The 25,709-nt window shown below is 70.7% G+C and carries 15 protein-coding genes and 1 pseudogene; 7 read left to right on the top strand and 9 right to left on the bottom strand.

The genetic code is table 11. The features are described 5' to 3' along the window. Positions 1-27: 27 nt before the first annotated feature. The 3 genes and pseudogenes from ACWDR4_RS31565 to glpK all read left to right on the top strand — a co-directional run. Positions 28-218: pseudogene (locus ACWDR4_RS31565) on the top strand (diguanylate cyclase); the annotation flags it as partial. Positions 219-787: 569 nt separating this feature from the next. Further along, the gene (locus tag ACWDR4_RS31560; RefSeq protein WP_450413517.1) at positions 788-1,513 is read left to right on the top strand and encodes an MIP/aquaporin family protein; all 726 of its coding nucleotides are present in this window, start codon (positions 788-790) and stop codon (positions 1,511-1,513) included. Positions 1,514-1,571: 58 nt separating this feature from the next. Further along, on the top strand, positions 1,572-3,083 hold the full coding sequence (gene glpK / locus ACWDR4_RS31555; protein ID WP_450413516.1) for a glycerol kinase GlpK: 1,512 nt from the start codon (positions 1,572-1,574) through the stop codon (positions 3,081-3,083). Positions 3,084-3,196: 113 nt separating this feature from the next. Here glpK and ACWDR4_RS31550 read toward each other — a convergent pair whose 3' ends face one another. Genes ACWDR4_RS31550 through ACWDR4_RS31530 form a run of 5 tightly spaced genes read right to left on the bottom strand, consistent with a single transcriptional unit; the run spans position 3,197 to position 11,338 of the window. Next, positions 3,197-3,802, bottom strand: a complete 606-nt coding sequence (locus ACWDR4_RS31550; protein ID WP_450413515.1) for a GTP-binding protein — start codon at positions 3,800-3,802, stop codon at positions 3,197-3,199. After that, the gene (locus ACWDR4_RS31545; protein ID WP_450413514.1) at positions 3,783-7,430 is read right to left on the bottom strand and encodes a hydantoinase B/oxoprolinase family protein; all 3,648 of its coding nucleotides are present in this window, start codon (positions 7,428-7,430) and stop codon (positions 3,783-3,785) included. The genes ACWDR4_RS31550 and ACWDR4_RS31545 overlap by 20 nt, the downstream gene beginning before the upstream one ends. A 24-nt stretch (positions 7,431-7,454) precedes the next feature. Continuing rightward, the gene (locus tag ACWDR4_RS31540) at positions 7,455-7,850 is read right to left on the bottom strand and encodes a DUF742 domain-containing protein (RefSeq protein WP_450413513.1); all 396 of its coding nucleotides are present in this window, start codon (positions 7,848-7,850) and stop codon (positions 7,455-7,457) included. Positions 7,851-7,859: 9 nt separating this feature from the next. Continuing rightward, complete coding sequence (locus ACWDR4_RS31535) at positions 7,860-8,300, bottom strand: roadblock/LC7 domain-containing protein (protein WP_369032108.1); 441 nt, start codon at positions 8,298-8,300, stop codon at positions 7,860-7,862. Further along, positions 8,297-11,338: a nitrate- and nitrite sensing domain-containing protein gene (locus ACWDR4_RS31530; RefSeq protein ID WP_450413512.1), complete on the bottom strand. Its 3,042-nt coding sequence runs from the start codon at positions 11,336-11,338 to the stop codon at positions 8,297-8,299. Before ACWDR4_RS31530 ends, ACWDR4_RS31535 begins: the two co-directional genes overlap by 4 nt. Before the next feature lie 422 nt (positions 11,339-11,760). On the opposite strand from ACWDR4_RS31530, the gene ACWDR4_RS31525 reads away from it, so the two are divergent. The 4 genes from ACWDR4_RS31525 to ACWDR4_RS31510 all read left to right on the top strand — a co-directional run bounded on the left by ACWDR4_RS31525 (position 11,761) and on the right by ACWDR4_RS31510 (position 17,486). Continuing rightward, entirely contained in the window at positions 11,761-12,336 is a 576-nt protein-coding gene (locus ACWDR4_RS31525; protein ID WP_450413511.1) for a hypothetical protein, read from the top strand. 366 nt (positions 12,337-12,702) lie between these two features. Then, the gene (locus ACWDR4_RS31520) at positions 12,703-14,163 is read left to right on the top strand and encodes an aldehyde dehydrogenase family protein (RefSeq protein WP_450413510.1); all 1,461 of its coding nucleotides are present in this window, start codon (positions 12,703-12,705) and stop codon (positions 14,161-14,163) included. A gap of 169 nt (positions 14,164-14,332) precedes the next feature. Then, positions 14,333-15,904 (top strand): APC family permease, encoded by a 1,572-nt coding sequence (locus ACWDR4_RS31515; RefSeq protein WP_450413509.1) that lies wholly within the window; start codon positions 14,333-14,335, stop codon positions 15,902-15,904. A gap of 31 nt (positions 15,905-15,935) precedes the next feature. After that, positions 15,936-17,486, top strand: a complete 1,551-nt coding sequence (locus ACWDR4_RS31510; protein ID WP_450413531.1) for a GMC family oxidoreductase — start codon at positions 15,936-15,938, stop codon at positions 17,484-17,486. A 61-nt stretch (positions 17,487-17,547) separates the two neighbouring features. Here the strand turns inward: ACWDR4_RS31510 and ACWDR4_RS31505 are convergent, their stop codons facing one another. From ACWDR4_RS31505 to ACWDR4_RS31490, 4 genes are all read right to left on the bottom strand, one after another. Beyond that, positions 17,548-22,281, bottom strand: a complete 4,734-nt coding sequence (locus ACWDR4_RS31505; RefSeq protein ID WP_450413508.1) for a hypothetical protein — start codon at positions 22,279-22,281, stop codon at positions 17,548-17,550. Positions 22,282-22,352: 71 nt separating this feature from the next. Continuing rightward, positions 22,353-23,237 (bottom strand): hypothetical protein, encoded by an 885-nt coding sequence (locus tag ACWDR4_RS31500; protein WP_450413507.1) that lies wholly within the window; start codon positions 23,235-23,237, stop codon positions 22,353-22,355. 118 nt (positions 23,238-23,355) lie between these two features. Further along, positions 23,356-24,882, bottom strand: coding sequence for a hypothetical protein (locus ACWDR4_RS31495; protein ID WP_389360436.1), 1,527 nt, complete (start codon positions 24,880-24,882; stop codon positions 23,356-23,358). A 100-nt stretch (positions 24,883-24,982) separates the two neighbouring features. Continuing rightward, positions 24,983-25,678 (bottom strand): GntR family transcriptional regulator, encoded by a 696-nt coding sequence (locus tag ACWDR4_RS31490; RefSeq protein ID WP_450413506.1) that lies wholly within the window; start codon positions 25,676-25,678, stop codon positions 24,983-24,985. Positions 25,679-25,709: the final 31 nt, after the last annotated feature.

The following is a 25,709-nucleotide window of genomic DNA, read 5'->3' as shown; positions in this document are numbered from 1 at the left end:
GTACAGCTGGAGCGCCGAAACGCTGCCGTGCCCTCCTGGACGGACGCCCTCCGTTTCGCCTTCCAGCCGGTCGTGAATCTGACGACTCGACCGGCGGCGTCGCGGCGCTGGAAATACTGGCCCGCCCGGAGAGCGGCGACATCCTGGCCCAGGCTCGCCATGACCCCGAACTCGACGGCCAACTGACCGCGTTGGCGGAACGGGCGGCGGCGGCCCGTTCTCGACACGCCCTGGTACGCGGGCGGACACGCCGTCACGCTGTCCCTGGCGACGGTCCTGTGCGCGCCTGGCGGCGTCGCGGACCACCGGCAGGCCGCCGCATGCCTGGCGCCGCTGGAGCAGGCGGCGAAGGCCCTCGACGGGGCGAGCCGGGTGCTCGGCCGCGCAGGTCTGCCCGGGCACGGGATCCGGCGGGGGTCGGGGCCGGCACCCGCGCAGGCGGGGTGCGGGCGGCAGGGAGGCAGTTCCGGGGGAACCGCCATCGCATCCGTGAGGGGCGCCTCAACCATTGTCGTCGGCGACCTTGACGCTCACAGGACGTCGGAGAACACTTCCGGTGTCAGTCGGCATCGCCGCACATTCTCGGCGTAATCAGGCAATGCGCCGTGCGGGCCCCAGCCGCACCACGGGCCATTCCCATGCGGGCGATCCGGCTACGACGGCACGCTCGTCACGGACGCCGGGCGGGGCGCGGGAATTCCCTGTCCTCGGCTGAAGTAGCCATGGGAACGCACCCTGCAAGGTCGACCGGGGCCGGACCGCCCCGGGCGAAGGCCTAGGAGCCGCCATGACCAATGGGGACATCTTTGTCGGCGAGATCATCGGTACAGCGATTCTGATCCTCTTCGGCGCCGGTGTGGTCGCCGCCGTCGTACTCAACTACTCCAAGGCGAAGGACGCCGGCTGGATCGTCATCACGTTCGGCTGGGGCTTCGGCGTGCTCGCCGGGGCGTACACCGCCGCACCGCTGTCCGGCGGGCATCTCAACCCCGCGGTGACCATCGGGATCGCCGTCGACACCGGGGACTGGGACAAGGTGCCCGTGTACATCGCCGGGCAGATGGTCGGCGCCTTCCTCGGCGCGGTCCTGTGCTGGCTGGTGTACTTCGCCCAATTCCGGGCCAACGCGGAGGACGAGATCGCCCAGCCGACGCTCGGGATCTTCTCCACCACGCCCGCGATCCGCAATCCCGTCGCGAACCTCGTCACCGAGATCATCGCGACCATGGCGCTGGTTCTGCCGATCCTGGCCTTCGGTCTGACCAAGGGGCTCGGTGAGTCCGGCACATCGATCCTGATCGTCTCCTTCCTGGTGGTCGGCATCGGTCTGTCGCTCGGCGGTCCCACAGGGTACGCCATCAATCCGGCCCGTGACCTGGGCCCGCGCATCGCCCACGCCCTGCTCCCGATACCCAACAAGGGCACCTCGGACTGGAGTTACGCGTGGATCCCGGTGGTGGGGCCGCTGATCGGCGCCGCACTGGCGGGGATCGTCTTCAACGCGGCCTTCTGACGCGCACGCGCGCGTGCCGGAGCCGCAGACTTCCGGAGCTTCCCACGAAGGGGACGTCATGACGGACAAGTTCGTCGCCGCGATCGACCAGGGCACCACGTCCAGCCGCTGCATCGTCTTCAACCAGGACGGCGCGATCGTCGCCGTCGACCAGCGCGAGCACCGCCAGATCTTCCCCAAGCCCGGGTGGGTGGAGCACGACGCGACCGAGATCTGGTCGAAGGTGCAGGCGGTGGTCGCGGGCGCGCTCGCCAAGGCCGGGCTGCGCGCCGACCAGCTCAGCGCGCTCGGCATCACCAACCAGCGCGAGACGACGGTCCTGTGGGACCGCGCCACGGGCAAGCCGGTCCACAACGCGATCGTCTGGCAGGACACGCGTACGGCGGCGCTCTGCCACGAACTCGGCGGCGCCGACGGGCAGGACCGTTTCCGCGAGCAGACCGGACTGCCCCTGGCCAGCTATTTCTCCGGCCCCAAGGCGACCTGGCTGCTCGACAACGTGCCGGGGCTGCGCGCCCGCGCCGAGCGCGGCGAGATCGCCTTCGGCACGATCGACTCCTGGCTGATCTGGAACCTGACGGGCGGTACGGACGGCGGGCGGCACGTCACCGACGTGACCAACGCCGGGCGCACCATGCTGATGGACCTGGAGACCCTCCAATGGGACGCGTCCATCCTGTCCGCGATGAACGTCCCCGAGGGGATCCTCCCCGAGATCAGGTCCTCGTCCGAGGTGTACGGCACCGGTGTGGGCCAGCTCGCGGGCGTCCCTGTGGCCTCCGCGCTGGGCGACCAGCAGGCCGCGGTGTTCGGCCAGGCCTGCTACGACGTGGGGACGGCGAAGAACACGTACGGCACCGGCAGTTTCCTGCTGCTCAACACCGGCAACCGGCCCGTCCCCTCGAAGAACGGCCTGCTGACCACGATGGGCTACAAGATCGGCAGCGAGGCCCCCGTGTACTGCCTCGAAGGGTCCATCGCGATCACCGGCGCGCTCGTGCAGTGGTTCCGCGACCAGCTCGGCATCATCCGTACCGCCGACGAGATCGAGACGCTCGCGGCGAGCGTCGACGACAACGGCGGCGCGTACATCGTGCCCGCGTTCTCCGGCCTGTTCGCGCCCTACTGGCGCTCCGACGCGCGCGGGGTGGTCACCGGCCTCACGCGGTACGTCACCAAGGGGCATCTGGCGCGCGCGGTGCTGGAGGCGACGAGCTGGCAGACGCGGGAGGTCGTGGACGCCATGTTCCAGGACTCCGGGGTGAGCATCACGACCCTGAAGGTGGACGGCGGCATGACGAAGAACAACCTGCTGATGCAGCACCAGGCGGACGTCCTCGGGGTGCCGGTCATCCGTCCGAAGGTCTCCGAGACGACATGCCTGGGAGCGGCGTACGCGGCCGGGCTCGCGACCGGGGTGTGGAACGACCTCGACGAGCTGAAGTCGCACTGGCAGAAGGACGTCGAGTGGACGCCTGCCATGGAGGCGTCGGTCCGCGACCGCGAGTACCACAACTGGCGCAAGGCCGTGGAGAAGAGCTTCGGCTGGGAGGACGACGGCCGGGGCTAGAGCCACCGCTCGGAACGGAAAACGTGGTCCACGCGCGCGTGCCTTCGGACCGCGGCCCGTACCCCGGTCGGCGGGGGTACGGGCCGTGCGCGTGCGGGGGTGGTGAAGGGCTGTCAGGTGGTGACGGTCGCGCGGCGGTCGGCCGCGTACGCCATCGCGTGCTGGACAACTCCGATGAGGACCTCCTTGACCGACTCCCGGTTGCGCGCGTCGCACAGCAGGAGCGGCACACTGGCGTCGAGGTCGAGCGCCGCCCGGACGGACTGCGACGGGTAACGGGCCGCCCCGTCGAAGCAGTTGACGCCGACCAGGAAGGGTATGGAACGCCGCTCGAAGTAGTCGACGGCGGCGAAGCTGTCCTCCAGACGGCGGGTGTCGGCGAGGACGACCGCCCCCAGGGCACCGGTGGCCAGCTCGTCCCACAGGAACCAGAAGCGGTCCTGTCCGGGCGTCCCGAAGAGGTACAGCACCAGGTCCTCGCGCAGCGTGATGCGGCCGAAGTCCATGGCCACGGTGGTGGTGTGCTTGCCCTCCACCCCACTGGTGTCGTCGACCGGGCGGCCCGCCTCGGTGAGCAGCTCCTCGGTGCGCAGCGGTTTGATCTCGCTGACCGCGCCGACAAGGGTCGTCTTGCCCGCGCCGAATCCGCCGGCCACGAGGATCTTGAGCGTGACGGGCTCGACCGGGGGCTTGCCGCGCTCAGAACGCCCGAAGATCATCGATCTCTTCTCCTGCTTGTTCGGGGTCGGTCGGCGGTGGGCCGTAGCCCCCGCCGCCGGGGGTTTCGATGACGAGTACGTCGCCAGGGCCGACGTCCGCCGAGTCGCTGCCGCCGAGCACGGTGACCGTGCCGTCCGCACGCTCCACGCGGTTGGCCCCCAGCGCGCCCGGCTCGCCGCCCGCCATACCGTACGGCGGAACCCTGCGGTGCTGCGACAAGGTGGAGACAGTCATCGGCTCGTCGAACCGGAGACGGCGCACCGCCCCGTCTCCACCGCGCCATTGTCCCGCACCGCCACTGCCGTGCCGTACCGCGAACTCGTCGAGCCGGACGGGCAGTCGCCACTCCAGGACCTCGGGGTCGGTGAGCCGCGAGTTGGTCATATGGGTCTGGACGACGGACGCGCCCGGAAAACCGTCGCCCGCGCCGGACCCGGAGGCGATGGTTTCGTAGTACTGGTACCGCTCGTTGCCGAAGGTGACGTTGTTCATCGTGCCGGATCCCTCAGCCTGGACACCGAGCGCCCCGTACAGGGCTCCCGTGATGGCCTGTGAGGTTTCCACATTGCCCGCGACGACAGCGGCCGGCGGCTCGGGGGCGAGCATCGAACCAGGCGGTACGACGATGTCGAGCGGGCGCAGACAGCCGTCGTTGAGGGGGATGTCGTCGTCGACCAGAGTGCGGAAGACGTACAGGACGGCCGCGTTGACCACCGCGAAGGGTGCGTTGAAGTTGCTGCTGAGCTGGGCGGAGGTGCCGGTGAAGTCGACTGTCGCGGAACGCCTTTCGCGGTCCACGGAGACACGGACCCGGATGACGGCTCCCGAGTCCGTCTCGTAGGCGAACTCGCCCTCCTCCAGGGTGTCGATCACTCGCCGCACCGATTCCTCGGCGTTGTCCTGGACGTGCTTCATGTACGCCTGGACGACGTCGAGGCCGAAGTTGTCGATCATCCGGGCGACTTCGTCGACGCCCTTCTGGTTGGCGGCGATCTGGGCGCGCAGGTCGGCGAGGTTGGTCCTGGGGTTGCGGGAGGGGTAGGGCGCCTCGGTGAGCAGCCGGAGCGTCTCCGCCTCGCGGAAGCGACCGTTCTCGGCGAGCAGCCAGTTGTCGAAGAGGATGCCCTCCTCGTCGATGGTGCGGCTGTCGGCCGGCATGGAGCCGGGGGCGATGCCGCCGATCTCGGCGTGGTGTCCGCGCGAGGCGACATAGAACAGGATGCGGTCACTCTCCGTGTCGCCGCTGCGCGTTGCCGTCTGCTCGCTGCCGAAGACCGGGGTGATCACGGTGACGTCGGGGAGGTGGGTGCCGCCGTGGTACGGGTCGTTGACGGCGTACGTGTCGCCGGGGCGCATGCCGTCGCCTCGGCGTTCGATCACCTCCTTGACGCTCGTCCCCATGGATCCCAGGTGAACGGGGATGTGGGGCGCGTTCGCGACCAGGTTTCCGTCGGGGTCGAAGAGGGCGCAGGAGAAGTCCAGGCGCTCCTTGATGTTGACGGACTGGGCGGTGGATTCCAGCCGGGCGCCCATCTGTTCGGCGATCGCCATGAAGAGGTTGTTGAAGACCTCCAGCAGAACCGGATCCACTTCCGTGCCGAGATCGGAACTCTGCGTAACCGCCACGCGTTCCATGACCAGATGCCCGTTGTCTGTCGTCGCGGCCTGCCAGCCGTCGTCGACGACGGTCGTGGCACTGGCCTCGGTGATGATCGCCGGGCCGGTGACCGTCTCGCCGGGGGGCAGTTCCTCGCGGCGGTGCATGGGTACGTCGTGCCAGGCACCGCCCGTATGGAGGGCGGCCGTCTCCGGCGCGGCGGTGCGGGGTCCGAAAGCGGTGAGGGCGGAGAGATCGGGGGGTTCGGTGATGCCAGTGGCTTCCACGGAGAGGGCTTCGACGACCACAGGGCGGTCGAGGGTGAAGGAGTACGTGGCGCGATGACGTTCTTCGAAGGCGTGTTTCATCGCGTCGGGTTCGCCGAGCCCGACGGTCAGGGTGGTGTCCGTACCGTCGTAGCGGAGCTGGGCGCGGCGGGTGACCTGGATGCGGTCCTCGGGGACGTCCTCGGCGAGGAGTTCGGCCCGGGCGGCACCTTCCAGGTCTTCGGCGGTCTTGAGAACGCCGGGCATGGAGGCGGGTTCCAGGGGCGCCTCGACGGACTGTTCGCGCATGGCCGTGGTGTCGGCGAGTCCGATGCCGAGCGCGGAGAGGACACCGGCCATGGGCGGCACCAGGACGGTCCGGATACCGAGCGAGTCGGCGACCATGCAGGCGTGCTGCCCGCCCGCCCCACCGAAGGTGGTGAGGGCGTAGCGGGTGACGTCGTGGCCCTTCTGTACGGAGATCCGCTTCACGGCGTTGGCGATGCCGGCCACGGCGATCTGCAGGTAGCCCTCGGCCACCTGCTCCGGGGTGCGGTCGTCGCCGGTCCGTTCGCGGATCTCGCGGGCGAGGGCGGCGAAGCGGTCGCGGACGAGGGTGTCGTCGAGAGGCTGGTCGCCGTCGGGGCCGAACACCTGGGGGAAATGGGCGGGTTGGATGCGCCCGAGGGCGACGTTGGCGTCGGTGACGGTGAGCGGGCCGCCGCCGCGGTAGCAGGCGGGGCCGGGGGCCGCGCCCGCGGAGTCGGGTCCCACGCGGTAGCGGGAGCCGTCGAAGTGGAGGACGGAGCCGCCGCCGGCGGCGACGGTGTGGATGTCCAGCATGGGGGCGCGCAGGCGGACACCGGCGATCTGAGTGGTGAAGACGCGTTCGTACTCGCCGGCGAAGTGCGAGACATCGGTGGAGGTGCCGCCCATGTCGAACCCGATGACGCGGTCGAATCCGGCGAGCTGGGACATGCGGGCCATGCCGACGATGCCGCCGGCCGGTCCGGACAGGATGGCGTCCTTGCCACGGAACTGGCCTGCTTCGGTGAGGCCTCCGTTGGACTGCATGAACATCAGCCGTACGTTCTCGAGGTCGTCGGCGACGTGCTGGACGTACCGGCGCAGGACGGGCGACAGGTAGGCGTCGACGACCGCCGTGTCCCCGCGCGGGACGAGCTTCATGAGCGGGCTGACCTCGCTGGACAGCGAGATCTGCGGGAAGCCGACCCGGGCGGCCAGGGCACCGATGGCCTGTTCGTGGGCGGGGTGGAGGTGACTGTGCATGCAGAGCACGGCGACGGCTCGGATCCCGTCGTCGTAGGCCTCCTGGAGCGGCCCGGCGAGGGCGTCAAGGTCGGGGGCGCGCAGGACGGTGCCGTCGGCGGCGATGCGCTCGTCGGCCTCGACGACCCGTTCGTGGAGCGGCCCGGGCAGTTCGATCCGGCGGGCGAAGATGCGGGGGCGGTTCTGGTAGGCGATGCGCAGCGCGTCGCGGAAACCGCGGGTGACGACGAGGAGGGTGCGTTCGCCCTTGCGTTCCAGGAGTGCGTTGGTGGCGACGGTCGTACCCATCCGGACGGCCTCGATGGGCTCACGGGAGTCGCCCAGGAGTTCGCGTACGCCTGCGACGGCCGCGTCGGCGTACCGTGCGGGGTTGTCGGACAGCAGTTTGTGGGTGAGCAGGCCGCCGTCCGGGCGCCGCGCGACGATGTCGGTGAAGGTACCGCCCCGGTCGACCCAGAACTGCCAGCCTGTCACGTCTCTACCCCGCTTCCGCGCTGCTCAGAGCGCCCGGAGGCCGTTGATCACATCGCGCAGAATACTCTCGTCCACCAGCTCGGCGGGGGGTACGGGGCGCGTCACATGGACCATTTCCTCGTCCACGAGGTCCCCGATGAGGACCCGCACCACGCCGATGGGGAGATTGAGTTCGGCGGCGAGTTCGGCGACCGACTGGGGGGCGTCACGGCAGAGTTCGACGATGTCCACGTGTTCCGGGGACAGCATGTGGTCCGCTTCCGGATCGTCCGCGTGCGCCTCCGTGACGACCACCGCGATCAGGTCCAGGCGGTGCTGGGCCGCATGGCTGGTGCGGCCCCGCGTCATGGCGTACGGACGGACGACCGGTCCGGCCTCGTCGTCGAACCAGTGGCTTCTGGGCTGACCGTCTCCGTTCATGTCATCTCACTACCCGCCCGCAGGCAGATCGGTGCGCGGAGCGGCCGCCAGATGCACACCGACTCGCTTCACCAGGAGAGTCATCTCGTAGGCGACCTGGCCCACGTCCGAGTCGGCGTCCGAGAGCACGGCCAGGCAGCTGCCGTCCCCGGCGGCCGTCACGAACAGAAAGGCGTCGTCGAGCTCGACGACCGTCTGGCGGACGTTGCCGGCGTCGAAGTGCCGTCCCACGCCCTTGGCGAGGCTGTGGAATCCGGAGGCCACGGCGGCCAGGTGCTCGCTGTCCTCCCGGCTGAGGTCCTTGGAGACCCCGGTGGGCAGTCCGTCGCCGGAGAGCACGAGCGCTCTGCGGATGCTGGCCACCCGGTCCACGAGGTCGTCGAGGAGCCAGTTGAGTTCGCCGGACGCCTTGTCGCTCGCGCTCTGGCCGGTCGCCTTCGGTGCGGTCATCGACCGTCCCCCTTCGTCGTTCCTTGTGCTGTGCCGTCCTGGGCGCCGTCGCCCGTGGCGTTCTCCTCACGACCACGCTGCCAGCCACGCTGCAGCGAAGCCATGCGGCTGCGGACCTGGTCGGCATCGCGGTCGAAGAGGTCGGCTTCGTCCCGGGTACGGGACTTCGCCCGTTCGGCGCGCCGCTCCGGGCCGTCCCTCAGCTGCGGAGCCAGGTTCGCCTGGCGTACGCGGCGGGGCAGCCCTGCCGTGCCGGACGCGGCCGGATCCGCCGCCACACCGGGGTGGGAGGCGGTCCCGCCGGAGCCACCGCGCCGTTCCCGCTGCGGGAGGGCCGGGGCTTCCGGCGACAGGTCGCCGAGGCCGTTGCGGCCGATCTCCGCCCGTCCGCCCGCGCCACGGGAGGGCGCGTCGGGACGGTCGGGGACGGATCGGTCGCCGAAGCGTGAGGCGGACGGTTCCATGCGATCGGTGAAGGCCCTGGCGCCTGCTGAGTCCGAGCGCCCGTCGAGACTCCGGCCGACGGTTTCCCCTCGACTGTCCCAACCGCGCACCGGAGGTTCCGTGCGGTCGCCGAACGCGTCACCCGGGCCTCCGCCGGACCGTCGGATCGGCGTCTCGCCCCGGCGCCGGGCCGGGAGCGGGGCCAGCGTGTCCGGGTCCGACGAACCAGCGTCGTCCGGCTGTTCGTCCGCCGAGGCCGGGATGCGCCGGGGCGGCTGTTCCGTGACCGGACGGCCGTGGGAACTGACGAGCTTGGGAGTCCGGCGGCGCGGCAGCGCAACGGCGTCGTCCGCCCTGCCGGCCGCACCGTCGGAGGGGGTTTGGCCCCGATCCCCGGAGAACTGCTGGCGCGGGTCGATCGGGAGGTCGCTCGTTTCGTCCGTCGCTCCGGTGATCGAGCGGCGTGGCCGAAGGAACACGCCCTGTTCGCCGTCCGCGTCGCCGAAGGAACCGGGAAAGTCGTCGAGGGCGTCCAGGTCGACCGGCGCCTCCAGCTCGACCGGGCCGTCGATGAGCGAGGCGGGCAGGCCGGGGAGGCGCACGGGTGCCGGGGAGAGCGCGGCCTTGCGGCCCTCCTCGAACGCGGCCTCCTTGGAGGGCTGGGCGCGGTCGAGGCGGAAGCCGATGCCGTTGGTGTCCGGGACGTCGTCCGTGAGGAGTGCGTCGGGGACGAAGACGACGGCCGTGGTGCCGCCGTACGGGGAGGGCTGGAGGGAGACTCGGACGTTCTGCCGCTGGGCGAGCCGGCTGACGACGAACAGGCCGAGCCGGTCCGTGTCGGACAGTTCGAACTCGGGGGTCTCGGCGAGCCGCAGGTTGGCGTCGAGAAGTGCTTCGGCCGCCATGCCCAGGCCGCGGTCATGAATCTCCAGGGTGAACCCGTTGGCGACCCTCTCGCCCAGGACCTGGATGGCCGTGTGCGGGGGTGAGAACACCGTGGCGTTCTCCAGGAGTTCGGCCACGAGGTGGGTGAGGTCGGCGACGGCCGGGCCGGTGACGGCCATCCGCGGCAGCCTGCGGACCTCGATGCGCTCGTAGTCCTCGACCTCGGCGACGGCGGCGCGTACGACGTCCATCAGCTGGACGGGTTTGCGCCACTGCCGGGAGGGGGCGGCTCCGGAGAGGATCACCAGGCCTTCGGCGTGCCGGCGCATGCGGGTGGTGAGGTGATCGAGGCGGAACAGGTCGGCGAGTTCGTCGGTGTCCTCGGTCCTGCGTTCCATGGTGTCGAGCAGGGTGAGCTGCTTGTGCAGCAGGACCTGGCTGCGCCGGGCGAGGTTGACGAAGACCTCGGAGACCCCGGAGCGGAGTTCGGCCTGTTTGACTGCGGCCTCGACGGCGGCGCGCTGGAGGGTGTTGAGGGCCTGGCCGACCTCGCCGATCTCGTTCTTGTCGTACTCCAGGCGCGGTACCTCGGTCTCCACGTCGACCTGTTCGCCGGCCGACAGACGGCGCATCACGCTGGGCAGCCGCACGCCCGATGCCTCGTGGGCCTCGAGGCGGAGCTGGCGCAGGTCGCGGATGAGGGCACGGCCGATGCGTACGGACAGGACGAGGGAGAACAGCAGGGCGACCAGGCCGAGGACGCCGGCGACGACCGCTTTGACGATGACGCCCATGACGACGGGGCGGACCCGGTCCTGATAGCGGTCGCCCGACTGGTCGTTGAGCTTGCGGAGTTCGTCGAGGACGTCGCCCGCGGTGGTGTCCCAGCTCTTCGCCGTGACGCCACGGGGTCGGCCGGACTCGGCGCCGATGGCGGCCTGTTCGGCCACCCGGAGCGGTGCGGTGGAGGCGTTCTTCCAGAACCGCTCGTAGCGTGCGCGGTCCGAGAGCGGGAGCAGCGGCAGGCTGACGTCGTACATGACAGTGCGCTGTGCCACGAGGTCGGAGATGTCGCGGGATTCGTCGCGGGAGACCTTGCCGACGACGAGGGCCGAGCCGAGCAGCGCGTCCTCGCGGGAGAGGAGTTCGCGGGCGCGGGCGGTGTTGACGAGGGCGCGGGCCTGCTTGTCCATCTCCAGGTTGTCGATGATGTGCAGGTTGGCGAGCAGGACGTAACAGGGGTCGACCAGGCGGTTGTAGAGGTCGAGGGCCTGGGACCGGGTGACGGTGCCCTCCTCGACGCTGCGGCGCAGCGGGTCGATGCCGTCGAACGCCTCCAGGACGGCGCTGAGGTGCTCGCTGTCGCTGTCGCTGATCGAGTTGCGTACGTCGGATTTATCGGCGTTGTCACGGATCTCGCCGATGACGTCGTCGGTGGCGGTGCGGCTGCGCCGAAGGGCCGCCAGCGCGTCGGAGGCACGAGGGTCGGCGAGGTAGACGAGGGTCTGCCGGCGCTCCTGCTGGAGCACGCGCACAGCGTCCTCCGTGGGGTAGCTGACCTTCTCCACGATCGACGACACATTGAACAACTCGGCCGCCTCACGACCCGTGAGCACCGTGGCGAAGCCCCAGATCGCGGTCAAGGACACCAGCGGCACGAGAAGCAGCGCCACGATCTTCCGGCGGATGGACTTCCCGCGAAAGCGCATGGCCTCCCCCAGCTCGCCCCCGCCAGTGCGGGGGTACACAAGTGCGTCAATAATCGGCGTGAGCCTACTACTGACCCACAGAGAACTCGAAGACCTGTCCGGAGGCTGAACTTCCGTCCTGCTGGCGAGAGATGGCGAGTTGTCCGATCATTACGGGAGATTGCCTCCACGAATCCGGCATCGGCCACAGGACGGCAACCGTCGGCCAACCTGACCGTTTGGCTGGATTTTTGCGTTTGATGGGAATCTTCGAGACACGTCGTTCGTCTTTGTACATAGGAAACGGGCATCGGAACCGTCAGCGGGGTCCGTAACCCGTTTCCGGGCGGCGTAGAACAGTGCAAGCCGGGCAACCACTGGGGAGCCGGTGTCCACAGACACCGGGACGGGCGGTCTTGCTGGGCGGTGGGGAGTGGCACGTGATGGGCACGGCGGAACGACGCGAAGCGCTTGGGAACGACGTTGCGGCACCCTTGGCCGCGGTCCGCGGTCCTGAGGAGGCACCGCATGACGACCTTGCGGCGGCGGACGGGCACAAGGTGCCGGTGAGCACGGGGGAAAGGAATGAGGGCGCGGTGGACGGGAGTGCCAGCGCACAGCCCTCCTATCGGCAGCTGTGGGTGGAGGAGCCCGCGCGTCGGCGCCGACTGCCGGATCCCGTGCGTACGGCGGCGGTACGGGCGGTGCTCGTCATCGCCGTCACCCTGATCCAGGCCATGGTGGCCTTCCTGTCCACGCTGGCCGGTTCCTGGCTGGCCTTCCCGATGGTGCTCAGCAGCGTGGCCAGCACGGTGGTGGCCACCTGGGCCGCACTCGACGTGTGGGTGACACGCCAGGTCTGGAACCAGCGCAACGGCGTGGTGTCGACCCCCAGCAGCACGGCACGGGCACTGCGACGCGAGCGCCGCAAGGCCCGACGGCAGGTCCGCGCAGCCACCCGGACCCAGGAGCGGATAGCCAGGCAGGGCGGCGGTTCGGGGCAGTTGTCCCACCCCTGAGTCCCCCGATTGCCGTCGCGCCTCCACGGGCGGCGGCATCGAGCTCAGCGAGGACATCCAGGCGTTAACTCCTCTCGGCAGCGCACCCCTCGGCCGACACCTCACCACCAAGTAATCGCACACACTTGCGCCCTTTATGGGTGGACGCCGCCTGCGACGGCATCGCGGTCGCGCCCGAAGGGTGGTGTGCTGGTGCCGGACGAACACCACATCGGTTCCACGGACGAAGGCACTCCCTCCGGCCGGGCACGCCGACCGCCCCAGCTGGCGTGTCGAAGATCACATTCGGCATGAACGGCCGTCGGCCGGGGAGGCGCCCAGCCGCAAGGGCGCCTTGCTACGGCGCTGACCAGGAGGAACAAGAACATGCCCGAACTCTTCATCGGTGGTGCGTGGAGGTCCGCGCTCGACGAGCGCACCCGGGAGATCCACTGTCCCGCCGACGGCTCGCTGGTCGGTGTCGTCGACGAGGCGGGTGGCAAGGACACGGTGGAGGCGATCGCCGCCGCCCGCCGTGCCTTCGACGAGGGCCCCTGGCCAGGTACGCCGGCGGGCGAGCGTGGTGACCTGCTGCTGCGCGTCGCCGACCTCATGGTCCGCGACAAGGACGTGCTTGCCCGCGCGGAGTCCCTCGACACCGGAAAGCGGTTGGTGGAGAGCGCGTACGACATCGACGATATCGTCAACTGCTTCCGCTACTTCGGGCGGCTGGTGGCGAGCGAGACCGGGCGGGTCATCGACACCGGCTCGCCGAGCGTGGACAGCCGGGTCGTGTACGAGCCGGTCGGCGTCTGCGCGCTGATCACCCCATGGAACTATCCGCTCCTCCAGACGGCGTGGAAGGTCGCCCCGGCCCTCGCGGCCGGCAACACCTTCGTCCTCAAGCCGAGCGAACTGACCCCGCACTCCGCGATCCATCTGATGCGGCTCCTGGACGAGGCCGGACTGCCCGCGGGCGTGGCCAACCTCGTCCTCGGCGCGGGTCCGGAGGCTGGCGCGCCGCTCGGCGACCATCCGGACGTCGACCTCCTCTCCTTCACGGGCGGACTCCAGACCGGCCGCCGTCTGATGGCCGCGGCGGCGGGAACGGTGAAGAAGGTCGCGCTCGAACTCGGCGGCAAGAACCCCAACATCGTGTTCGCCGACGCCGACTTCGACACGGCCGTCGACATGGCGCTCACCGCCGTGTTCCTGCACTCCGGGCAGGTCTGCTCGGCCGGGGCCCGGCTGCTGGTGGAGGACTCGCTGCACGACCGGTTCGTCGACGAGGTCGTCCGGCGGGCCCAACTGATCCGGCTCGGCGGCCCGTTCGACGAGGACGCGCAGACCGGCCCGCTGATCTCCGAGGCACATCGCGCGAAGGTCGAGGCGTATGTCGCCCAGGGCCTGGCCGAGGGCGCGGTGCTGCGCTGCGGCGGGACGCGTCCCGAGGGGCTCGACGACGGCTTCTACTACCCGCCGACGGTGCTCGACGAGTGCGACGTCCGGATGACCGTCGTACAGGAGGAGTCGTTCGGTCCGGTGCTCACCGTGGAGCGGTTCACGGACGAGGCGGAGGCCGTCCGCCTCGCCAACGACACCGTGTACGGGCTCGCCGGGGGCGTCTTCACCACCGACGAGGCCAAGGCGCAGCGGGTCGCGGCCCGCCTGCGGATCGGCACGGTGTGGATCAACGACTACCACCCGTACGTCCCCCAGGCCGAGTGGGGCGGCTACAAGCAGTCCGGCTTCGGCCGCGAACTCGGGCCCTCGGGACTCGCCGAGTACCGCGAGGCGAAGCACATCTGGCGGAACACCGATCCCTCGCCGCAGGGCTGGTTCTCGTAGCACCCGTCCCACGAGCCGTCTCACGCCCCACGTCTGCCACTCCCCTCGCAGGTCATTCCCTCCGCACGTCTTGAATGTGCGCTTTCAGATTCCGCCCCCATTGATCCCGGCACCCGCAACGAGCCGCTCCGCTTCCTCCCACTCCCCCAGGCCCACCAGGAGTCCGCTCATGGCAACGACCGAAAAACCCACAGGCCCAGGGCACACGGACGACGCCGAACTCGCCGAGTTCGGCTACAAGCCCGAACTCAAGCGCACCCTCGGCAACTTCCACACCTTCGCGGCCGGGATCAGTTACATCTCGATCCTGACCGGCACCTTCCAGCTGTTCTACTTCGGTTACGGCAGCGGCGGTCCCGCCTACTGGTGGTCGTGGCCGATGGTGTTCGTCGGCCAGTTCATGGTCGCGCTCTGCTTCGCGGAACTGGCCGCCCGCTATCCCGTGGCCGGCTCGGTCTACAACTGGTCGAAGAAGATCGGCAATCCGCATCTGGGCTGGCTGGCCGGCTGGATGATGCTGATCGCCTCGATCGTGTCCATCGCGGCAGTGGCGCTCGCCTACCAACTCACGCTGCCGCAGATCTCCGATGTCTTCCAGATCGTCGGGGACGGCACCGGAAAGTACGACGTTGCGACCAACGCGGTGATCCTGGCCACGGTGTTGATCCTGTTCACGACCGTGGTGAACGCCTTCGGCGTCAAGCTGATGGCCACGATCAACACGGCGGGCGTCTTCATCGAGCTCGTCGCCACGGTTGTACTGATCGTGCTGTTCGCCGTGCACATCACGCGCGGTCCGCAGGTGGTCATGGAGACGAACGGCACGGGTGCGGGCCACGGCGCCGGCTACCTCGGCGCGTTCCTGGTGGCCTCCCTGGCATCCGCGTACGTCATGTACGGCTTCGACACGGCCGCCTCGCTCGGTGAGGAGTCCGTGGACCCGTCCCGGAACGCACCGCGCGCGATCATCCGGGCGATCGTCGCCTCCTTCGTCCTGGGCGGCCTGATCCTTCTCCTCGCGCTGATGAGCGTCTCCAGCCTGAAGGGGGAGCAGCTGTCCACGGACGGTCTGCAGTACATCGTGCTCGACGTCCTCGGGTCCACGGCCGGCAAGGCGATGCTGTGGTGCGTGCTGATCGCGGTCACCGTCTGCGCGCTCGCCGTCCACACGGCGGCGATCCGGCTGGCGTTCGCGATGGCCCGCGACAACAACCTGCCCGCGTCCTCGCTGCTCGCGAAGGTCAGCCCGCGCTTCCAGACGCCGGTGCTGCCCGCCGTGATCGTCGGTGTCCTGGCACTGGGGATCCTGGTGGTCAACATCCGCCAGCCGCAGATCTTCACCGTCGTCACCAGTATCGGCATCATCATGATCTACCTCGCCTACCTGGGCGTCACCGGGCCCATGCTGGTAGCGCGGCTGCGCGGCAAGTGGCAGCCGGCCGGCGACGGCAAGTTCTCGCTGGGCCGCTGGGGCCTGCTCGTCAACATCGGGGCCGTGGTCTGGGGCACCGCCATGACGACCAACCTGATCTGGCCGCGCGCCTCGGTCTACAACGCGACCGCCCCCTTCCACTGGTACCTCCAGTGGGGCGCGGTGCTGTTCGTCGCGATCATCGCGGGCGGCGGCTTCGCCTACTACTGGTTCATCCAGCGGCACCGGACGGGTGTGCTCGCCGGACACCGTTTCGAGGAGCCCTCGGCCGGGCCGGCCGGTCCCCTCTCCGCTCCGGCGGCCGACTGAAGGAGGTCAACCACTCATGGACCAACCACTCATGAACACCGAAGAGTTCGACTATGTGGTGGTGGGCGGTGGCACCGCCGGGAACGTGGTGGCGGCGCGGCTCTCCGAGGATCCCTCCGTCACGGTGTGCGTCCTGGAGGCGGGCCCGAGCGACGTCGGCGACGACGACGTCCTCAAACTGGAGCGCTGGATGGGCTTGTTGGAGTCCGGCTACGACTGGGACTACCCGGTCGAACCGCAGTCCAGCGGCAACAGCTTCATGCGGCACGCCCGTGCGAAGGTGCTCGGCGGCTGCTCGTCCCACAACTCCTGCATCGCCTTCTGGGCCCCGGCCGAGGATCTCGACGACTGGGCGGCGGCGGGCTGTTCGGGCTGGAGCGCGGCCGACCTCTTCCCGCTCTACCAGCGCCTGGAGACCAACGACGCCCCCGGCGACCACCACGGCCGCACCGGCCCGGTGAAGCTCCGTACGCTGAAGGGCGAGGACCCGTGCGGCACGGCCCTGTTGGAGGCGTGCGCGCAGGCGGGCATCCCGACCACGCCCTTCAACTCCGGCACCACCGTGGTCCGCGGGGCCAACTGGTTCCAGATCAACTCCGACGAGAACAACATCCGTCAGTCGTCCTCGGTCGCCTATCTCCACCCGGTCATGGACAAGCGGCCGAACCTGGAGGTGCGGACGGGGGTGCGGGCGAAGCGGCTCGTGCTGGACGGGCGTCGCTGCGTGGGCGCCGAGTACCTCGACCCGGATCTCATCCACACGAGGACCGTTCGGGCGCGCCGCGAGGTCGTCGTGTCGTGCGGCGCGATCGACACCCCGAAGCTGCTGATGCTGTCCGGCATCGGACCGGCCGAGCAGCTGCGCGAGGTCGGCGTCGAGGTGGTCGTGGACTCGGCGGGCGTCGGCGAGAACCTTCAGGACCATCCCGAGGGCGTCATCATGTGGGACGCCAAGCAGCCGATGACCACGACGTCCAGTCAGTGGTGGGAGGCGGGCATCTTCTACGACACCGAACCGGGCCTGGACCGGCCCGACCTGATGTTCCACTACGGCTCGGTGCCGTTCGACATGAACACGGCGCGTTGGGGCTATCCGACCTCGGAGAACGCGTTCTGCCTCACTCCCAACGTGACCCGGGCGAAGTCACGCGGCACGGTGCGGCTGCGCACCCGCGACTACCGGGACAAGCCGATGGTCGATCCGCGGTACTTCACACACGAGCACGATGCGCGGGTGATGACGTACGGGTTGAAGCTGGCGCGTCGTATCGCCGCGCAGCCGGCGCTGAGCGGGTGGGCGGGAGCGGAACTTGCCCCCGGGCCGGATGTTCGGACGGACGAGGAGTTGTTGGACTACATCCACAAGACCCACAACACCGTCTATCACCCGGCCTGCACCGTGAAGATGGGCGCGGATGATGACGCGTCGGCTCCGCTGGACGCACGGTTGCGGGTGAAGGGGGTTGAGGGGTTGCGGGTTGCTGACGGGTCTGTGATGCCGGAGTTGGTGTCGGTGAATCCGTGTATTACGACGATGATGATCGGGGAGAAGTGTGCGGACCTTTTGAAGGGGGACGCCTAGGGGGTGCGGGGCGTGGGGAACTGCGGCGCCGTTGTGGCTGGTCGCGCAGTTCCCCGCGCCCCTAGCTTGCTGATGTCATCGGCCGTTTGAACATTCGCGTCGCCGTGATCTCGCTGTGTACCGCGTCCCCCTCCCCCGCCGGGGCCTGCTGAGGCAGGCCCGGGCGGAGGTGTTCCTCCACGCTGATGTACTTCAGGCCCGCGCGGAGGTCGGCGTCGTTGCGCAGGCGGATGACCAGGGGGAACTCCGCCAGGGCGGTCGTGTCGAACAGGCCGGTCGTGTAGAGGAGTTGGACGCCGAGCGCGTCGGACACGGCTCGCTGGAGTTCCAGCAGGTACGTCGCGTTGGCGCGGCCGATGGGGTTGTCGAGGAACAGCGTGCCGGCGTGCCGGTGCTTGTCGCGGCCCCGGTCGTTGCTGCGCAGGGCGGCCATCGTGCAGTACAGGGCGATGGCGGCGGTGAGCAGCTGACCGCCCGAGAACACGTCGCCCATCTGGCCGACGGGCACGCGCTCGGCGCGCAGTACGGCGTCGGGCTTGAGGATCTCGACGGCGATGCCCTTGGGCTGGAGGGCGGCGCCGACTCCCCTCAGGAGGAGGGACATGCCGTCCCGGCGCAGGTCGGAGTTCTTCTTCACGGCGGCCCGGGTCGCCTCGTCGATGACCTCGCCGAGCCGCTCGGTGAGCGTGGCCTGGTCGGGCTCCTCGAACCGGATGCGCAGGAACTCCTGCCCCGACCACTCGCCGAGCCCCTCGGGCAGCCGGGACAGCCGCTGCGCGGACCGCAGGGTGGCCAGCGCCGACTCCACCAGCCCGCGCAGCCGGTCGACGATCGAGTCCCGGTTCCGCTCCAGTTGCGCCAACTCGTCGGTCAGGACCCGGAGTCGGGGTGCGAAGGCGTCCGCCCACTTCTGGGCGTGCTCGGGCAGCGCGGACGCGGGCAGTTCGCGGATCTGCTGTCGGGCGGGGGTGCGCACCGCCTCGTACCGCGTCGAGTTGGCATGCCGTACGAGGATGTCGCTCGCCTCGCGCACGGCCCCCTCGGCGGCAGACAGGTCGGCGGCGCAGCCGCGCAGGGAGCGGCGAGCCTCGGCGGCCGACTGCCGTGCTTCCTCGGGGCTGCCGGGGTAGGGCTCCTGGGCCTCCTGCTCCTCGTCGGAGGTGTGCTCGCGCAGCAGGTCGCGGAGCATGGCGGCGATCTCGTCGAACCCGGAGGCCGCGTCCTCGGCCGCCCGGTGGGCGTCGAGCAGTTCGGCGTGCGCCTCCCTGGCCTGGGTCAACGACTCGGTGCGGGAGGCGAGTTCGGCGGTGGCGGTGCGCAGCAGGGTCTGGGCGTGCTCGGCGTCGCGCGGGACGAGTTCCTCGGCCAGCTCGGTGTGCGCCTCGCCGTCCTCGGGTGCGTGCCGCTCGGCCTCGCCGCGCAGCCGCCCCAGTTGCTCGCTGGCGGTGGACACCCGGGTCTCCAGGAGCTGCACCAGTTCCTCCGCGCGCGCGGAGGCGGCCTGCCGGGACGGCCCGTCGGACCCGTCGGGTGACAGGAGCATCTGCTCGGCGCGCGTACGCACCTTGTTGCTCAGCCGGTCCAGTTCCGCGCGCGCGGCGCTCTCGTCGCTCTCGGACCGCGCCTGCTCGGCCCGCAGATCGGCCCCGACGCCGACCTTCTCGTAGAGCTGGGAGGCGGCCCGGTAGGCCTCGCGGAGGGCAGGCAGGGACGACTTCGCGGCGTCCTCGTCGGCTTCCGGTACGTCGTCGGGGGCGCCCGCGATCTCCGCGCGCTCGGCGCGCAGGGCGCGGGCCGTGCGGCGCGCGTCGTCGGCGGCGCGCTGGGCAGCGCGCCGGTCCTCGTCGGCGGACCGGGCACGCTCCAGGCAAACCTGGGCGCGGGCTTCCGACTCGACGGCCTCGTCGGCCAGTTCACGCACCTTGACCTGCCAGCCGGCGCGTTCGCGCAGCCGGAACGCCAGTCCGGCGAGCGCGTCGGCGGCGCGGCGGGCCCGCTGGGCGGCCTCCTGCCGCTCGTCCCGCACACGGGACGCCTCGCCTGCCACCTCATCGGCTTCGGCCCGCACGGTCCGCGCCTCGGCCAGCTCGGCCTCGGCCTCCTCAGCGAAGGCCCGCGCGTCGCGAGCGGCCTGGGCCAGCTCGACGAGCCGCCCGGCCGGACAACCCGTACGCCAGGAGGCGAGCCGTGCGGCCAGCTCCCGGTCCTTCCCGAGCCGCGCCGCGAGGGTGCGGATCTCCTCCTCCCGCTCACTCGCCCGGGCCCGCAGCGCCTGCCGCTCCTCGTCGGCGGCGTGCTCGTCGTGCATGGCCGGGTTCGGCGGTACGAGGAACACGTCGCCGTCGCCCGGTCCGGGCGCCGGGGTGGGGGCGAGCAGGGCGGCTGCCGTACCGACCGCCACGGCCGACCGGGGCAGCAGGGCCGCGTCGGCGAGGGCCTCGCGGGCACGCGCGTGCGTGCCGGGGTCGGTGATGACAACGCCGTCGACCAGCTCGGGGCGGGCGGCCAGCACGCGCGCGTGGTCGGCGGGATCGACGGCCTGGGCGAGATAGCGCCAGCCGGGCAGCGCGGGGATGCCGTGCTCGCCGAGGAACTCGACGGTGGCCAGTACGTCGGGGCCGGGCGGCAGCAGTCCGCCGTCGCCGAGTGCGCCGAGGATCCTGGCGTCGTCGGCGGCGGCGGTCCGTAGTTCGAAGAGCTGCCGCTCGGCGGAGGCGACACCGTCGTCGAGCAGCTCACGGAGTTCGTCGGCGAAGCGGTCCAGTTCCTCGGGGGTGAGGGGGCCGTCGGCACCTCGCGACGTACGAGCAGTGCCTACGGCGTCGTCGGCCGCTCCCCCATCGGCACCGGCACGCACGGTCGCCCCAGTGCTGCCGCCGCCCTCGCCGTCACTCGCACCGTGCTGGTGCGGCAACGCGGCGGCCCGGCCTCGCTGCCGTGCGCCACCGGCGGACGGCAGGCTCAGCAACTCGGCGAGCCGTTCCTCGCCCGCCAGGGCTTCGGCGGTGCGCTGCTCGGCGTCGTACGCAAGCTCGGCAGCCGTGGCGGCGTCCGCCGCGCGGGCGGCCGTCAGCTCCGCGCGGGACTCGGTCGACGCTGCTTCCCGCGCGTGCTCGGAGGCCCGCCTGGAGGCCTCACGGGTGGTGTCCCAGGCCTCGACGGCCGTCTTCTCGGCGTCGCTGGCGGCGAGCGCTGCCCGCGCGGGATCCGCGTCGGGAGCGCTGTCGTCGAGCCAGCCCGCGCGTACCGCCTCGGCGGTCTCCTGCTCGACCTCGCTGAGCCGCTGCCGCAGATGCCCGACCTCGCTGCGGGCGCGCTGTGCCTCGGTGGCGGCGCCGGTCGAGTCCCGGTGCGCGGCCTCTCCGGCCTCCTGGAGGACGGCGGACCGCTCCTCCTCCTCGTTGGCGAGCGCCTCCGCGCCGTCCGCCGCCGAGTGCAGCGCCCGTACGAGGTCGACGGCGGCCTTGGCGCGGGCGGCGAGTGCCGGGGCCGCGTCGAGCTCGGCCTCGCGGATCGCGACGGCCACGCGCGCGGAGCGGTCGGCGGCGGCTCGGTGCCGCAAGAAGACCTCGGCGGCCTGCCAAGCGGAGTGCATGGTGCGCGCGTCGGCGAGTTCGCGCTTCTGCGCGGCGGCCGTCTTCTCCGCCGCCGCGAGTGCCAGTGAGGCGTGCCGGAAGGCGAGTTCGGCGGCGATCAGCGCACTGCGCTCGCGCCCGCCCTCGGAGTGGGTGACGGCGTACGCGGCGGCGGTGACCCGCTGGGCGAGATCGCCGGCCCGCACGCGCTCCTGGACGCCTCGCGCGGACAGCCGCCGGGCGAGCGTGCGCGTACGCCGCTCGGCACCCGCGTGGATGTCCCGCGCGCGGGACCGCGCTTCCGCGGCCTCGACGATCCGTCCGAGCAGGTCCACGGACCCGGCGGTGAAGTCCCGTTCGGCGATCAGTTCGGACCGTCGCCCCAGCTTGTTGCCGAAGCCGCCGACCAGATCGGCGAGCCCGTCCGTGTCCCGGGTGTCGGTGACCGCGCGCAGCAGCAGATCGGTGAAGTCGGAGTCCTTCTTGACCGCGAAGAGGCCGGCGGCCTCGCCCTCGTCGGCGTTCATCTCCCGCTGGTAGCGGAAGAGTTCGGGGTCGAGACCCAGCTCCCCGAGGTGCTCGATCCAGCGGTCGTGGATCTCCTCCCAGTGCACTTCGAGGTGCGGATACGCCTTGCCCGCCTCGGTGATCGCGTCCCGGAAGCCCTTCATCGTCCGGCGCCGCCCCTGGGCGCCGGAGGCACCCTCCACCGGCGGCCGTACGGCGGTGGACTCGGCGACGGGAAGGTTGTCGAGACTCAGCCCCGGGCCGGGCCGGAAGGAGTACCAGGCCTCGGCGAACTTCCGCGGATCGTTGGAGACCTGCCGCCCCCGCCACTCGCTCGCCTTGCCGACCACCACCAGCTCACCGGTGAGCGTGTGCTGCCACTCCAGTGCCACATGCCCGCAGTCGTCGGCGAGCAGGAACTTGCGCAGCACACCGGAGCTGGCGCCACCGAGCGTGTTGCGGTGCCCGGGCAGCATCACGGAGAAGATCAGCTTGAGGAGTACGGACTTGCCGCCGCCGTTCTCCAGGAAGAGCACGCCGGCGGGCGCGGGCCGGCGCGGCGGTCCGACGGGCTCGTCCTCGAAGAACTCCGCCTGGGTGGGCGCGGGGTCGGGCACCGGCTCGCCGACACCCCGCAGGTCAAGCACGGTGTCGGCGTAGCGCGCACCGGCAGGACCGATGGAGTAGAGACGGACCCGGGACAGCTCGTACATGGCGGACTCTCGTAGTCGTAAGGGAGTAGTCGGGTTGGGGGTGTCGGGTGTGAGGGGAGTCGGAGCGGCGGTCAGGCGTGGTGGAAGGGCAGTCCGGCGTCGGCCACCAGCTCCAGGTCGTCGGTCTCCTCGGCGGGCAGCAGCGTCGGTGTGCCGTCGGTGACCGGCACGACGCCCAGTTCCAGCAGCTCGGCCATGGCGGCGTTGCCGGCCATGTCCCGCACCTGGAGCTGGTAACGAGCCGTCGTCCGATACGTACCGCCGTTGTCGTCACCCGTCCGCTGGAGGAAGCCGGAGTCTGTGAGGAACGCGACCGCCTTGCCGACGATGCCGGTCGTCGAACCGGCCGGTCTCCGCGCGTCCTTGGTGGCCCCCGTCGCACTCCGCCTCATCCAGATGCGCCAAGCGGCCTCAAGGCCAGGGGCGTCACTGACCGGGTCGGTGTTCTCCCCCTGTGCCTCGGCCCGCTCCTCCAGCCGCCGACAGGCCTGCCGTACGAAGGCCTCGACCCCGTTGACGGTGACGCGCCCGATGTAGCCGTCGTCGGCGAGGTCCTCGGGCCGCGGAAACGCCATGGCAGCGACGGCGAGATGGGCGAGCCCGTGCAGAAACCGGTCCGACCCGTCGGCGGACGTTCGACGGGCGTAGTCGCCCATCCGCACGGCGAAGACGGAGTCCTCGGCGGCGGTGACGGCCATCCCCGCGCGCGGGGACACCTCCAGCACGATCAGCCCCAGCCCGGCGGCAACGGCGTCGGCGAGCCGGGCGAAGGCCGAGTCCTCGCGATACCGCCGCAACAACTCGGCGTACTCCTGATCCCGAGCAGCCTGAAGCTTGGGCTGAAGCCCAAAGGCCACCAGCCGAGCGGCGTCAGCGGCATCGCCAGGAGTCACGGGGGCAGCAGCGGCCGGCGCGGCAACAGCCTCCGCCTCACTCCACTCGACCTGCTCATTCACGGCTGTGACTCCTTGGGGTTCTGATAAACGAGCGGCCGGGCAGGCGCCCCTTCAGGGGCGCGGGGAACTGCGCGACCAGCCACAACGGGCCCGCAGCCAAGCGACAACATCAACCACATCACGCCGCCTCCGAACGACCCGCCGCCATCCCCACCGCATCCAGCAACGCCATCCCCACAATCAGATCGGCGCCCCCGAACTCCGGATCGTCCAACTCCGTCCCGTCATCGACAGCGAACAACAGCTTCTCCTCACCCTGCCGATAGGCCGTCCCCACCGGCGGGCTGGCCGCGTGGACGGCCAACAGAGCCACCAGATAAGGAAGCTCCGCATCCCGAAGACGCGCCTCCGCCAGCAACCCCGACAACCGCCGAGGAGCGTCCGCGGGCAGATCCAGCAACTCCATCGCCGCCGCCAACTGCTCCTCGCTGAACCGGCTGTCGTCCGGCGTGGCGATCAGGTCCGGCTCCGGCATCTCCGCCCCGAGATGCTCCCGTTCCAGCGGCGGCGTCAGCAGTATGTCGACGAGGTCGCCGACCCGGACCGACACCGGCGTACGGAGCCCCGTCCCGCGCGCGAAGAACGCGTCCGTGACCCGCACCGCCCGCTCAAGGGGCAACGGCAGCACCGGGGCGACCAGATGGCCGTACAGGTCGATCCCCGACGACGTCATCGGTGTCGCGAAGGCCTGCCGGTCCTGCTCCGCGCGGAACAGCGGTCCCGCCTCCAGCAGCCGGGACTGGAGCTGCGTGTGCCGGCGGATGCAGTCCTTGACGATGTCGACCAGCTCGGCGGCGCGCCGCTTCTGCTCCGGGTCCTCGGACTCGTCCCGGGCCTTGCGGATGTTGGTCAGGATCGCGTTCTCGTGGCGGTACCGGTCGGCCACGTGGTCGAGCGCCTCGGCGATCATGTCGGGGACGGTCTGGAGCCAGTCCACCGCGCGTACGTTCCGCCGGGTCGCGTCCAGCGCCCTGCGCAGGACCTCCGAGTACTGCACGGTCCGGTAGCGGGCCTGCTCCGCGGCGAGCTGGGCGTCGGCCAGCCTGCCCCGGCTGATCAGCACCTCCAGCTTGACCTCGGCGGCGATCTGGGCGCTGGTGACGTCGGTGTCGAGGGCGCCGACGAGTACGTTGACCGCTTCATCCGTCGTACGGAGATAGACGCTTCCGCCGTATCCGGGGACCTCTTCGATCAGCTTGAAGTCGTAGTCGCGGCGTACATACGTACCGTCCGGCGAGAACGTGCCGTATACGGCCCGGAAGCCGCGGTCGACGCTGCCGACGTTGATCAGGTTCTCCAGGACCCAGCGGGCGACGCGCTCGTGCTCGGTCACGGGGCGCTGCGGAGCCTGGGCGGCGATGCGCGGGATGAGGCGGGCGACGATCTGGTCGTGGTCGGCGCCGGTGTCGAAGTCCATGTTCAGGGTGACCAGGTCGATGGCCGCGAGGGCCACCTCCGCCATGCCGTACACCGAGTACTCGCCCGCGAGATTCGCCTTGCGCGCGTCCAGGTCGTGGAGCGGGGCGGTGCAGGCGAGCGCACGCAGGCGCCGCGCCAGTCCCTCGTCGGCGGCCGGGCCCGGAGCGGGGCGCGGCCCCGCGCTGAGCTGGGGCGGAACGCTGTCCGTCGATGCAGGCGAAGTCACGCTGCACAGACTAGGTCCTCGGTCTGACAACGGCCCAAACGACTCAGAAGCGACCCGCCGTCACCGCGCCACGAGCAGCCCGGCCCGCACCACGCGCCACCTACCCGTCCTCGCCCACCCGCCGCCGGTACACCTCGACAACCCGTTCGAGCGAGTCGTCGAGATAGACCGAAAGCAGCCCCTCGGCCCGCTCCCGGTCGCCCGCCTGGAGGGCTCGCAGTATTTGTTCGTTCCGCGCGAGATAGGGCTCGTGCAGGCGTCGCGGGTCGTCCACGACGTGGAAGGCCAGGCGAAGTTCGGCGAAGACGCTGCGCATCAGCTCGTCGGTGCGGGCGCTGCCGGCCAGCGCGACGAGTTCGCGGTGGAAGTGGATGTTGGCCGTACCCAGCCCTTTCCAGTCACCCTCGCGCGCCGCCCGCTGCCCCTCCTCGACGGCCGCGGCGAGGCTCTCCAGGGCGTACGGCGGCTCACCGAGGCCGCGGACGACGGCGCACTCGACGAGGGCGCGGGTGCGGTAGATGTCCTCGACGTCCTCGACCGTGAGGACCCGTACGAAGACGCCTCTGTTCAGCTCGTGGATCAGCAGGCGTTCGTGCGTGAGCAGCCGGAACGCCTCGCGCAGCGTGTTGCGGGAGACGCCCAGCGCGCCTCCGATGCTGTCCTCGGAGAGCCGGGTCCCGGGCGGGAAGTACCCGTCGGCGATACGGCTCCTGAGGATGTCCGAGACCCGCTCGGCGGTGCTGGTGCGCCCGAGGAGCGCGCGGTCGTCGGCCAGTCCCGTCAACTGCTCTGCCATGCCCGGAATTCAATCGTAGATACAAGAACGA

This window comes from Streptomyces sp. NPDC000878, from assembly GCF_053599695.1.
This window is presented reverse-complemented; position numbering and strand designations above follow the sequence as displayed.

Coding starts and splice junctions, on each gene's coding strand:
- ACWDR4_RS31530 (WP_450413512.1), bottom strand. CDS start 11,338: ATGCGCTTTCGCGGGAAGTCCATCCGCCGGAAGATCGTGGCGCTGCTT.
- ACWDR4_RS31520 (WP_450413510.1), top strand. CDS start 12,703: ATGCCCGAACTCTTCATCGGTGGTGCGTGGAGGTCCGCGCTCGACGAG.
- ACWDR4_RS31535 (WP_369032108.1), bottom strand. CDS start 8,300: ATGACCGCACCGAAGGCGACCGGCCAGAGCGCGAGCGACAAGGCGTCC.
- ACWDR4_RS31510 (WP_450413531.1), top strand. CDS start 15,936: ATGAACACCGAAGAGTTCGACTATGTGGTGGTGGGCGGTGGCACCGCC.
- ACWDR4_RS31560 (WP_450413517.1), top strand. CDS start 788: ATGACCAATGGGGACATCTTTGTCGGCGAGATCATCGGTACAGCGATT.
- ACWDR4_RS31490 (WP_450413506.1), bottom strand. CDS start 25,678: ATGGCAGAGCAGTTGACGGGACTGGCCGACGACCGCGCGCTCCTCGGG.
- glpK (WP_450413516.1), top strand. CDS start 1,572: ATGACGGACAAGTTCGTCGCCGCGATCGACCAGGGCACCACGTCCAGC.
- ACWDR4_RS31505 (WP_450413508.1), bottom strand. CDS start 22,281: ATGTACGAGCTGTCCCGGGTCCGTCTCTACTCCATCGGTCCTGCCGGT.
- ACWDR4_RS31525 (WP_450413511.1), top strand. CDS start 11,761: ATGGGCACGGCGGAACGACGCGAAGCGCTTGGGAACGACGTTGCGGCA.
- ACWDR4_RS31550 (WP_450413515.1), bottom strand. CDS start 3,802: ATGATCTTCGGGCGTTCTGAGCGCGGCAAGCCCCCGGTCGAGCCCGTC.
- ACWDR4_RS31540 (WP_450413513.1), bottom strand. CDS start 7,850: ATGAACGGAGACGGTCAGCCCAGAAGCCACTGGTTCGACGACGAGGCC.
- ACWDR4_RS31515 (WP_450413509.1), top strand. CDS start 14,333: ATGGCAACGACCGAAAAACCCACAGGCCCAGGGCACACGGACGACGCC.